The organism is Mesorhizobium sp. CA8, from assembly GCF_020164955.1.
GTDB lineage: Bacteria > Pseudomonadota > Alphaproteobacteria > Rhizobiales > Rhizobiaceae > Mesorhizobium.
This window is the reverse complement of record NZ_JAIUHG010000031.1, coordinates 68,866-79,098: the sequence shown is the minus strand read 5'-3', so window position 1 is coordinate 79,098 and position 10,233 is coordinate 68,866. Positions and strand designations below refer to the sequence as shown.

Sequence of the window (10,233 nt, the reverse complement as noted above, 5' to 3'; positions counted from 1 at the left end):
CCATCCGAGCAACCCTCGTCTTTTAATCGCACGAAAGGGCGGGCCACCGATCTCCGCCTCGGAACATGACGTCTAGCGTAGTTTTCTGCGCTTCCGGTGCTCATGTACCTTAAGTACGCTCCGCTCCGGCCTTCGCCAGCCGAAGCCCTCATAAGCGTCTCCGCTCTATGAGGCTGGCCGGCGTAGGCCGGTTCTCGAAAACCACGCCATTCGACTCGCCAGAGCGAATTCTGAAAAGGTCCTCACGCTGGCGCCTTTGAACTGAGCGCCAGCAGCCGTTCCGCTTCCGCGATCACTTCAGCCGGCGTCACCCCGCTGCCGGCAGGCGCAAGCAAGGTCGATGCGAACGGGCCGCGCGGGCCGGTGAGACCGGGTTCCGTCGCCAGGAAGATGGCGATTGTCGGCCGGCCGAAGGCGCTGGCGAGGTGGGTGAGGCCGGTGTCGGCGCCGATGACCAGCGTCGAGCGGCCGAGGATTGCGGCGATAACCGCGAGCGGCGATTTTGGAACCAGCACCGTCCCTGGCACGGCACCGGCAATCGCTTGGGCGACTTTCTTTTCCGCCTCGTTCGACCAGGTGGCAACCGGTGTGAACTGCCGGTCGGCCAATCGGCGCGCGGTTTCGATCCAATCCTCGACCGGCCACTTCTTGTCCTCGCGGCTGGTGCCGTGCAGCAGGAAGGCGGTTTTGCCTTCAACGCCAGCCAGGCCGCCCGCCGGCGGCACGATGCCGGATTCGAGCGCCGACAAATCCGGCTGGTAGCCAAGCGCCAGCCCGAACAGCCGCCTGGTGCGCTCGATGGCATGCAGGTCGCGCGGCACGGCGTATTTGCGCTGATAAAACAGCGTTGCCGAAGGCTCGCGGGCGCTCGCCCGGTCGAAGCCGGCAATCGGCGCGCCGGCCTGGATGGCGACCAGGGCCGACTTCAACAAGCCTTGCGCCTCGATGACAAGATCGTAGTTCCCCACTCGCAGGGCCCGCCGCAGACTTGCCATCTCGCGCCAGGTTTCGCCGTCGAAAAGCTTCTTGCGCCAGCGCCGGATCGCCACCTTGTGGATGGTGCCGATCGCCGGATGCAGGGCCACGAGACCGGCAAACGGCTCCTCCACGCACCAGTCGAAGCGGATATCGGGGCGGTTGCGCACCGCGTCCTCGACGGCGGGAAATGTGTGAATGACATCGCCCATCGACGATGTCTTGACGATAAGCACTTTCATGCCGCTGCCGAAACGTTGAGCAAGCGGTCGGCCGCGGCCGCGACTCGGGCGGCATCGAGCATCCTCAGGCAGTTGAGATGCCCGAGCGGACAGACCTTCTTGTGGCAGGGCGAGCAGGACAGACGCAGCCAGATCAGCTCGGAGCGCTCGCTGAGAGGCGGCGTGTTTTCCGGCGAAGTCGAACCGTAGACGGCGACGATCGGCGTACCGACGGCGGCGGCGACATGCATCAGCCCGCTGTCGTTCGAGACCGCAAGCTTCGCCGCGGCGATCAGGTCGATGGCGTCCTCCAGCCGAGTCTTGCCGGCCAGGTCGATGGCGCCTGGGGCAAGGGCTGCGATCTCGCCGGTCACGTCGGCGTCGTTCTTCGAGCCGAGCAGCGCGACGCCCAAGCCCTTGGCCATCATGTCCCGGGCAAGCCCGGCATAGTGATCGCTCGGCCAGCGTTTTGCCGGGCCGAATTCCGCGCCCGGCATCAAGGCGATGAATTTTTTTGCCGTCAGTCCGAAGCGCGCCAGCAGATCGGCCTGGTTGGCCTTGTCGATGGTAAGCCTCGGCGCGCGAAACGTGCCGCCGCGCGCGAGGCCGAAATAGGCGCGCGCCGTGCGCCGCTTCAGTGCCTCGGGCAGCGGTACGACATCCGTCAGCAGGCCGTAGCGCATTTCGCGCAAATTGCCGACGCGGTGCGGGATGCGGGCAAAGAACGGGATCAAGGCCGATTTCCAGCTGCCCGGCAGCACATAGGCCATGTCATAGCGGCCGCGCAGCAGGCGGCCGAAGCGCCTGCGGCTGCGGAATTCGAGCGCTCCCGGCATCAACGGAAAGTCGATCTGGCTGCGTATCTCGGGCATGCGCTTGACCAGCGGGGCAGCCCATGCCGGCGCCAGCACGTCGATGGCCGCATTCGGATGTTTTTCCTTCAGCGCCGCAAACAAGCACTGCGCCATAACCATGTCGCCCACCCAGCGTGGGCCGATCACGAGGATCGTTGGGCCTTCAGCCATTCGACATAGTCCCTGACGCCGGTTTCGACTGTGCGGAATTGGCCATTGTAGCCGGCCGCGCGCAAGCGGGACATATCAGCCTGCGTGAAACTCTGGTAGCTGCCCTTGAGATGGTCGGGGAAGGGCATGAATTCGATCTCGCCCTTGCCCAGTGTGTCGATCACCGTCTCGGCGATCGCCCGGAACGGCTGGGCGCGGCCGGTGCCGCAGTTGAAGATGCCGCTCGCGCCGCGCTTCCAAAGCCAGAGATTGACGTCGGCGACGTCGCCGACATGGATGAAGTCGCGGCTCTGTTCGCCGGGCCCGAAGCCGCCATAAGCGCCGAAGAGTTTCGGGTTTTCGCCGCGCTCGACCTGGTTGAAGAGATGGAAGGCGACGGAGGCCATGGCGCCCTTATGCGCCTCGCGCGGGCCGTAGACGTTGAAATAGCGCAGGCCCGCCACTTGCGAATGATCGGTGTCAAAGACATTGCGGCGGACATAATCGTCGAAGAGCTTCTTCGAATAGGCGTAGACGTTGAGGGGACGCTCGAACGCGGGCTCCTCGCGAAATTCGCTGCCGCCGCCATAGACCGAAGCCGACGAGGCGTAGAGGAAGGGCACGCGCAGCTTCAGGCAGGCATGCAGCAGCCGCTTCGAATAGGCGTAGTTCACCTCCATCATGAACTTGCCGTTCCATTCGGTGGTGGTCGAGCAGGCGCCTTGATGGAAGACGGCTTCGATGCGACCGAGCGCGCCGTCCTCGAGCCGGGCGAGGAAATCGTCCTTGTCGAGATAGTCGGCGATGCGAAGGTCGGCGAGGTTGGCGATCTTGTGGCCGTCGGTGAGATCGTCGACGACGACGATGTCGTCATGGCCCTCGGCATTGAGAGCGGCGACGATGTTGGAGCCGATCATGCCGGCGCCGCCCGTGACGATGATCATGAATGCCTCTGCTGCTACGATCCGGCTCTTATAGGGGAGACCAGCTGGGCTGTCGACAAAGCACGCGTCGCCCCGTCTTAAGCCGGATTGCCGATAATCACGTCAGGTCGGCGCAGCGCCAACGCCCGGAATGATGTTGGAAGAATTCGAAGATGTCCGTATCTGTGGTATCGCCGGTATGGAGATCAGGCCAGCAAGGCGTAGCCTGACAGAGACCTGACCGTGAGGGACAAATGCCGTCAACCGAACTGCTCATCGCGTTTTTCGCCACCACCGCGGTCTTCGCCTATATCCCTGGCCCCGCTATGCTCTACGCCGCAGCGCAGACGATGGCGCGCGGCCGATGGTCGGGTCTGATGGCGGCTCTCGGCATCCATCTCGGCGGCTATGTGCATGTCTTTGCGGCCGCCGCAGGCCTGTCCGTCCTGTTTCACGCGGTGCAGCCGCTCTATCTTGCGGTCAAGCTCGTCGGCGCGCTCTATCTGATCTGGCTCGGCGTTTTGATGTTCCGCAAACGGACGAACGGCGATACGGCTCTGCCCGCCATCGAACGGAAATCGGCCCGCCGCGCCTTTTTCGAAAGCGTTACCGTCGAGGTGCTCAATCCGAAGACGGCGATCTTCTTCATGGCATTCCTGCCGCAATTCATCGATGCCTCGGCAGCGTTCCCGGTCTGGCTGCAGTTCGTCGTGCTTGGAACCGTCGTCAACCTTATGTTCTCCTCGGTGGACATCGTTTGCGTTTTCCTTGCCGGCGCGATGATTGCGCGGCTGCGGCGTTCAGGACGCGCGCAGCGACTGATGCGGCGCGCGGGCGGCGCCGTGCTGGTTGGCCTCGGCGTCCACGTCGCCTTGCAGAGGAGCTGATTGCCCAGCCTGTTCCGCCTGCGGTCCGCGCCCGGCCTTGCCGTTGCACTCGCCCGAATTGCGGTATATCGGCATCGCTTTGAGCGACCCGCGCCACAATTCCGGCGCTGAAACCTAATCAAGTCCAGCCTTCTTTAGGCATACATCGAGTGAGATGATCAAGCACAATCCGCCTTCTCCGGAACCTTTGCATCGCACCATCGCCCGGTTCGGCGACATTACCGTGCTGGTCGTGGGCGATTTCATCCTCGACCGTTTCGTCAGCGGCGTGATCGAGCGCATCTCGCCGGAAGCCCCAATCCCCGTGCTGCATGGCAAGGGCGAGACGTTGAACATCGGCGGCGCCGGCAATGTCGTCTCCAACATCGTTTCGCTGGGCGCGGCCGCGATCCCCGTGTCGGTGATCGGTGCCGACCAGGCCGGCGACAATCTGATGCGCATGCTCGGCGAGATCGGCGTCGACACCGACGGCCTCCTGCAGCGCCAGGACCGCATGACCTCGTCGAAAAGCCGCTTCAGCGCCCTCAACCAGCAGGTGCTGCGTTTCGACGAGGAGGAGATCAAGCCGCTCACCTCCGCCGAGCGGGCGAAGCTCATCGATCACTTCCAGGCCGCGCTTGGCCGCGCCGACATCGTCATCCTTTCCGACTACGGCAAGGGCATCCTGCTCGACGGCGTCGCCGGCGAGCTGATCGCGATCTGCCGCGACGCAGGCAAGCCGGTGCTGGTCGATCCGAAGGGGCGCGATTATGCGCGCTATGCCGGCGCCACGGCGGTGACGCCGAACCGCAAGGAACTTGGCGAGGCGGTCGGCCGCAAGGTGTTCGGCGACGAGGAGATCGTGACCGCGGCGCGCGACCTGATCGCCACGCATGACTTCGAGTTCATCGTTGCCACGCGCAGCGAAAAGGGCATGAGCGTGGTTTCCGCCGAGGATGCCCGTCACATCTCCACCCAGGCGCGCGAAGTGTTCGACGTCTCCGGTGCCGGCGACACGGTCATCGCAAGTTTCGCATTGTCGCTCGCCGCCGGCGCCGACCGGGTGCATGCCGCCGTCATTGCCAATGCGGCCGGCGGCGTGGTCGTCGGCAAGCGCGGCACGGCTCGGCTGAACGTCGAGGAATTGTCCGGCGCGCTGTTCCGCTCGCATGGGCCGACGGCTCATACCGATGCCATTCTTGACGGCAATGCCGCGGCGAGGATGGTCGCCGCCTGGAAGGAAGAGGGGCTGACCGTCGGCTTCACCAATGGCTGCTTCGACATCCTGCATGCCGGCCATGTCAGCCTGCTGCATGCCGCGCGCAGCCAATGCGACCGGCTGGTGCTCGGCCTCAACAGCGACGCCTCGGTGCACCGGCTGAAAGGGCCTGGGCGGCCCGTCAACAACCAGCATGACCGCGCCTGCGTGCTGGCAGCGCTTGCCTCTGTCGACGCCGTCGTCGTCTTCGAGGAAGATACGCCGCTCAAGCTCATCGAGGCGCTTCTGCCGGACATTCTGGTCAAGGGCGCGGATTACACGATCGAGACCGTAGTCGGCGCCGACGTGGTGCAGAAGGCGGGCGGGCGCGTGGTGCTGGTCGACCTCGTCGCCGGCAAGAGCACGACGAACACGATCGGCAAGCTGCGTGCCGCAAACTGAGGGTCTCATGTCCGATTTGAACGACTACCTGGTCCGCTCCGCGGCGGCGATCTCGGCGATGGTCGAGCGCGACCTCACCGGCGAGATGGAACGCGCCGTGAGCACCGTGGTGACGGCGCTCTCGCAAGGCAAGGCGCTGCTGATCTGCGGCAATGGGGGCTCGGCCAGCGACGCCATCCACATCGCCGGCGAGCTGGTCGGCCGTTTCCTGAAGGAACGCAAGGCCTACAACGTCATCGCGCTGCCGGCCAACGCCGCGGTGCTGACCGCCTGGGGCAACGACTACGGCTTCGATACCGTCTTCTCGCGCCAGGTCGAGGCGCATGGATCGGAAGGCGCGGTGCTGCTCGCCATTTCCACCAGCGGCAATTCGCCGAGCATCCTTGCCGCCGCCGAGCAGGCGCGGGCGATGGGGATGACGGTGATCAGCCTCACCGGCGAGACCGGCGGCAAGCTCAAGCCGCTAACCGACATCCTGCTCAACGTGCCGTCGACCTCGACGCCGATCATCCAGCAGGGGCATCTGTGCCTCTATCACCATCTGTGCGAGGCGGTCGAAGCGCGTCTCAGCAATGGCTGAAAGCGAAGGCTTTCCGCTGGCCGCGCCGGGCCTTTGGGTCGAGCAGACCACCGCCACGAGCTTTCCGGCCGGCCGGCCGGCGCTGTTCCTCGATCGCGACGGCACGATCAGTGTCGATACCGGCTATCCAGACGATCCGGCGGCCATGGTGCTGCGCGACGGCATCGCGCCGGCCATCGAGGCCGCGAACCAACGCGGCGTTCCGGTCGTTGTCGTCACCAACCAGTCCGGCATCGCACGCGGCTATTTCGGCTGGGACGCGTTTGCCAGAGTGAACGGGCGCGTGCTCGAGCTGCTGGCTGAGCAAAACGCGTTTGTCGACATGGTGCTGGCTTGCGCCTATCACGAAGCCGGCAGGGGTCTGCTCACGGTTGCCGATCACCCGATGCGCAAGCCCAATCCGGGCATGCTGCTGGAGGCTGGCCGCCGCCTCGGCCTCGATCTGAAGCGATCGCTGATCATCGGCGACAAGCCGGCCGACATGGAAGCCGGTCGGCGTGCCGGCCTCATACGTGGCTGGCTCATCGATGGCGAGGCCTCGACGATAAGCGGGCTTTCGGTTTCGCCGTTGCGCTACGCCACGGACCTTGTGGGACTGCTTGCCGCGATACGGTCGCTCTGATCGCGGATTGATTCAAAACCCGGTGCTAAAGTGCTTTTCCCGCGGGGGAATTTCCGGAAGCCGGCACATTAAGTTGGAAAAGCCACCAGCCCTTCATCCTTGACGCGGCGGATTGTCAAAGCGGTACGCACGGTGTCCACATTCGGGGCCGAAGCCAGTTCCTCGATGACGAAGGTCTGGAACGTGCCGAGGTCGCTCGCCACGCAATGCAGCAGGAAATCGGATTCGCCCGAAACCATCCAGGCGTCGCGCACGATCGCCCAGCCGCGCGTGCGTTCGGCGAAGGTCTTCAGCTCGGCATCGGCCTGATGATGCAGGCCGATCAGGCAGAAGGCGACGACATCCATGCCGAGCGCCGGGGCGTTCAGGAGGGCGCGGTAACCTCGGATGATACCGGCCTCTTCCAGCCGCCTGACACGGCGCAGGCAGGGCGGCGCCGAAATGCCGACCCGGTTTGACAGCTCGACATTGGTCATGCGGCCGTCACCCTGCAGTTCGCGCAGGATCTTCCAGTCGATGGCGTCGAGATCGGCTTTGAGCGGCATGGACGGCTTTCGCGCAAGAATCTTTCGCGATTTTGTAATTTGGTTTCGCCTGGGAGGCCATCCCTTTGCGATGAATTTCTCCTTGTTTTGATGCATGTCGTGACGCCGGAGCCGCGCACACCTCTAGGCGACATGCACGGGTGACGGGGCAAATATGGCCCGATATGCGGGGGACGAAGCTTTCCGGGGACGAAGGCCAACTTGCCTTGCTGGTCCCACGGGCAACACTTACATTACGCGCGACAAACCACGGCTGCGCGCCGCAGGGGACTTTCATGAACACCAAACATGCGCCCGTTCTTATCATCGGTTCCGGCCCGGCCGGCTACACGGCGGCGATCTATGCCGCCCGAGCCATGCTGAAGCCCATGCTGGTCGCCGGCCTGCAGCAGGGCGGTCAATTGATGATCACCACCGACGTCGAAAACTATCCTGGTTTCGCCGATCCGATCCAGGGCCCCTGGCTGATGAGCCAGATGCTGGCGCAGGCCGAGCATGTCGGCACCGATATCATCAACGACATCATCACCGAGGTCGACCTCAATGTGCGGCCGTTCCGCGCTACCGGTGATTCCGGCACCGTCTACAGCGCCGATGCGCTGATCATCGCCACCGGCGCGCAGGCCAAGTGGCTGGGCATCCCGTCGGAGCAGACCTTCATGGGCTTCGGCGTTTCGGCCTGCGCCACCTGCGACGGCTTCTTCTACCGCAGCAAGGACGTCGCGGTGGTCGGCGGCGGCAATTCCGCGGTCGAGGAAGCGCTTTATCTGTCTAACCTCGCCAAGAGCGTCACCGTGATCCACCGGCGCAGCGATTTCCGTGCAGAGCGCATCCTGCGCGAGCGGCTGCTCAAGAAGGACAATGTCCGCGTCATCTGGGACACGGTGGTGGACGAGATCACCGGACGGCCGGGCAAGGCGCCGCTGCCGCCTTCCGTCGAAGGCCTGACGCTGCGCAACGTCGTGACCGGCCAGCAATCGAAGCTGCCGGTCGACGGCGTGTTCGTCGCCATCGGCCATGCGCCTGCGGTCGAGCTCTTCGTCGGTAAGCTGAAGCAGAAGCCGAACGGCTATCTGTGGACGGCGCCCGACTCGACGCGCACCGACGTGCCCGGCGTGTTCGCCGCCGGCGACGTTACCGACGACATCTACCGCCAGGCGGTGACGGCGGCCGGGCTTGGCTGCATGGCGGCGCTCGAGGCGGAAAAATATCTGGCGGGCATCGAGGTCCACCGCGAAGCGGCGGAATGACAGATCGGCTAAAAGCCGTTTAAAAGCCTGATTTTTCATTCAGACGCCAAAGGCAACGCGAGGGGAATCATGGCGCTGGACTGGGACAAGCTACGCGTATTTCACGCAGCGGCGGAGGCTGGGTCGTTTACCCATGCCGCCGAGACACTGCATCTGTCGCAATCGGCCATTTCGCGGCAGGTCAGCGCGTTGGAGCATGACGTCGGCGTCGCGCTGTTCCACCGCCATGCGCGCGGCCTGGTGCTGACCGAGCAGGGCGAGATGCTGTTCCGCACGGCGCATGACGTGCTGATGAAGCTGGAAACCATCAAGACGCGGCTGACCGAAACCAAGGACCGACCGTCGGGCGTGCTCAGGGTGACGACCACGGTGGGCCTGGGCGCCGGCTGGCTGACCGAGCGCGTGCAGGAATTCATCGAGCTCTATCCCGAGATCAGCCTGCAGCTGATCCTGGCCAATGAGGAGCTCGATCTCACCATGCGCCAGGCCGATTGCGCCATCCGGCTGCGCCAGCCGCAACAGCCGGACCTAATCCAGCGCCGGCTGTTCACGGTGCATTTCCATCTTTACGCGGCGCCATCCTACATCGCCAAGTTCGGCAGGCCGGCCTCGATCGCCGAGCTCAGGAACCACCGCATCGTCACTTTCGGCCTCCCGGTGCCTTCGCATCTGTCGGAGCTGAACTGGCTGGAGACGGTCGGCGACTTCGAGGGCGGGCAGCGGGTGCCGACCCTGCAGATCAACGACATCCTGTCGATCAAGCGGGCGGTGCAGGGCGGCGCCGGCATCGCTATGCTGCCGGACTATGTGATCAACAAGGACTCGAACCTGGTCCAGCTGCTGCCGGAGACCGAGGTGCCGTCCTTCGACACCTACTTCGCCTATCCCGATGCGATGAAGAACCAGGCGAAGCTGCATGTTTTTCGCGACTTCATCATCGCGAAGGCACGCAGCTGGTCCTACTAGACTGGGTGTGTCGAAATTCAGGTGGGGCCGGCGGGACTTGAACCTCGACAGGTCCTGGGGCTCAGCTTATCCGCGCCAGGGTGTCAGCCGCGGCAGCCAGCCGGGCACGGCGCGCCGATAGACCTCGTATTGTTCGCCATAGCGGCTGGCGAGCGTCGGCTCTTCATAGAGGTTGACGAAGGAGATCATCGCTGCCGCGGCGACGAGGCCGTGGACCAGTACCGCCCAGCTCGAGAAGATCAGTGCCTGGCCAAGGATGATCGCCAGCACCGCGACATACATAGGGTTGCGCACATGGCGGTAGATGCCGCCGACGACCAGCTTCTCGGTCGGCGCGACGGGAGCGGGCGTGCCCAGGCCCTCGAGGGCAAAGCGGGCGAAGGCATGAAGCAGGATGGTGGCCGCTCCGATCACAAGAATCCAGCCCGCAGGCACCAAGCCCGGCAGGGCCGAAAGCGGTTTGCGATAATGATCGGTCAACAGCCAGGGCGCCAGTCCGGCGACAACGCCGGTGCCGCGACAAGGAATAGCGCGCTGCCGGCGATTGCTGAAAAAGTTCGCATTAGCCGTCTCCTGCCATAAAAATAAACTTGGCGTGCCGAAATCGACACCATTTCACCG

The 10,233-nt window shown here is 64.4% G+C and carries 10 protein-coding genes and 1 pseudogene; 6 read left to right on the top strand and 5 right to left on the bottom strand.

Annotation, left to right across the window (positions count from 1 at the left end):
* Positions 1–242 precede the first annotated feature (242 nt).
* Genes waaC through rfaD form a run of 3 tightly spaced genes read right to left on the bottom strand, consistent with a single transcriptional unit; the run spans position 243 to position 3,144 of the window.
* Positions 243–1,217: a lipopolysaccharide heptosyltransferase I gene (waaC, locus tag LB553_RS26585; RefSeq protein WP_224517670.1), complete on the bottom strand. Its 975-nt coding sequence runs from the start codon at positions 1,215–1,217 to the stop codon at positions 243–245.
* The gene (gene waaF / locus LB553_RS26580) at positions 1,214–2,221 is read right to left on the bottom strand and encodes a lipopolysaccharide heptosyltransferase II (RefSeq protein ID WP_224517668.1); all 1,008 of its coding nucleotides are present in this window, start codon (positions 2,219–2,221) and stop codon (positions 1,214–1,216) included. Before waaF ends, waaC begins: the two co-directional genes overlap by 4 nt.
* Complete coding sequence (gene rfaD / locus LB553_RS26575) at positions 2,194–3,144, bottom strand: ADP-glyceromanno-heptose 6-epimerase (protein ID WP_224517666.1); 951 nt, start codon at positions 3,142–3,144, stop codon at positions 2,194–2,196. Before rfaD ends, waaF begins: the two co-directional genes overlap by 28 nt.
* Before the next feature lie 233 nt (positions 3,145–3,377).
* Between rfaD and LB553_RS26570 the strand changes: the two genes are divergently transcribed.
* The 4 genes from LB553_RS26570 (at position 3,378) to LB553_RS26555 (ending at position 6,851) form a co-directional block, all read left to right on the top strand.
* Positions 3,378–4,010 (top strand): LysE family translocator, encoded by a 633-nt coding sequence (locus LB553_RS26570; protein ID WP_224517664.1) that lies wholly within the window; start codon positions 3,378–3,380, stop codon positions 4,008–4,010.
* Between the two features lie 154 nt (positions 4,011–4,164).
* Positions 4,165–5,649, top strand: coding sequence for a D-glycero-beta-D-manno-heptose-7-phosphate kinase (rfaE1, locus tag LB553_RS26565; protein WP_224517662.1), 1,485 nt, complete (start codon positions 4,165–4,167; stop codon positions 5,647–5,649).
* A 7-nt stretch (positions 5,650–5,656) separates the two neighbouring features.
* Positions 5,657–6,229 carry an SIS domain-containing protein gene (locus LB553_RS26560; RefSeq protein ID WP_112126837.1) on the top strand — a complete coding sequence of 191 codons (573 nt, stop codon included), beginning with the start codon at positions 5,657–5,659 and terminating at the stop codon, positions 6,227–6,229.
* Entirely contained in the window at positions 6,222–6,851 is a 630-nt protein-coding gene (locus LB553_RS26555; RefSeq protein ID WP_224517660.1) for a D-glycero-alpha-D-manno-heptose-1,7-bisphosphate 7-phosphatase, read from the top strand. Before LB553_RS26560 ends, LB553_RS26555 begins: the two co-directional genes overlap by 8 nt.
* Positions 6,852–6,919: 68 nt before the next feature.
* Here the strand turns inward: LB553_RS26555 and LB553_RS26550 are convergent, their stop codons facing one another.
* A complete protein-coding gene (locus tag LB553_RS26550; protein WP_224517659.1) occupies positions 6,920–7,396 on the bottom strand; it encodes an Lrp/AsnC family transcriptional regulator in 477 nt (158 codons plus the stop codon).
* A 275-nt stretch (positions 7,397–7,671) separates the two neighbouring features.
* On the opposite strand from LB553_RS26550, the gene trxB reads away from it, so the two are divergent.
* Entirely contained in the window at positions 7,672–8,646 is a 975-nt protein-coding gene (gene trxB, locus LB553_RS26545) for a thioredoxin-disulfide reductase (protein WP_224517657.1), read from the top strand.
* Positions 8,647–8,715: 69 nt separating this feature from the next.
* Positions 8,716–9,612, top strand: coding sequence for a LysR family transcriptional regulator (locus LB553_RS26540; RefSeq protein WP_224517655.1), 897 nt, complete (start codon positions 8,716–8,718; stop codon positions 9,610–9,612).
* Positions 9,613–9,678: 66 nt separating this feature from the next.
* On the opposite strand, the pseudogene LB553_RS26535 reads toward LB553_RS26540, so the two are convergent.
* Positions 9,679–10,175, bottom strand: a pseudogene (locus tag LB553_RS26535) (methyltransferase family protein).
* Positions 10,176–10,233 lie beyond the last annotated feature (58 nt).

Coding starts and splice junctions, on each gene's coding strand:
- waaC (WP_224517670.1), bottom strand. CDS start 1,217: ATGAAAGTGCTTATCGTCAAGACATCGTCGATGGGCGATGTCATTCAC.
- waaF (WP_224517668.1), bottom strand. CDS start 2,221: ATGGCTGAAGGCCCAACGATCCTCGTGATCGGCCCACGCTGGGTGGGC.
- rfaD (WP_224517666.1), bottom strand. CDS start 3,144: ATGATCATCGTCACGGGCGGCGCCGGCATGATCGGCTCCAACATCGTC.
- LB553_RS26570 (WP_224517664.1), top strand. CDS start 3,378: ATGCCGTCAACCGAACTGCTCATCGCGTTTTTCGCCACCACCGCGGTC.
- rfaE1 (WP_224517662.1), top strand. CDS start 4,165: ATGATCAAGCACAATCCGCCTTCTCCGGAACCTTTGCATCGCACCATC.
- LB553_RS26560 (WP_112126837.1), top strand. CDS start 5,657: ATGTCCGATTTGAACGACTACCTGGTCCGCTCCGCGGCGGCGATCTCG.
- LB553_RS26555 (WP_224517660.1), top strand. CDS start 6,222: ATGGCTGAAAGCGAAGGCTTTCCGCTGGCCGCGCCGGGCCTTTGGGTC.
- LB553_RS26550 (WP_224517659.1), bottom strand. CDS start 7,396: ATGCCGCTCAAAGCCGATCTCGACGCCATCGACTGGAAGATCCTGCGC.
- trxB (WP_224517657.1), top strand. CDS start 7,672: ATGAACACCAAACATGCGCCCGTTCTTATCATCGGTTCCGGCCCGGCC.
- LB553_RS26540 (WP_224517655.1), top strand. CDS start 8,716: ATGGCGCTGGACTGGGACAAGCTACGCGTATTTCACGCAGCGGCGGAG.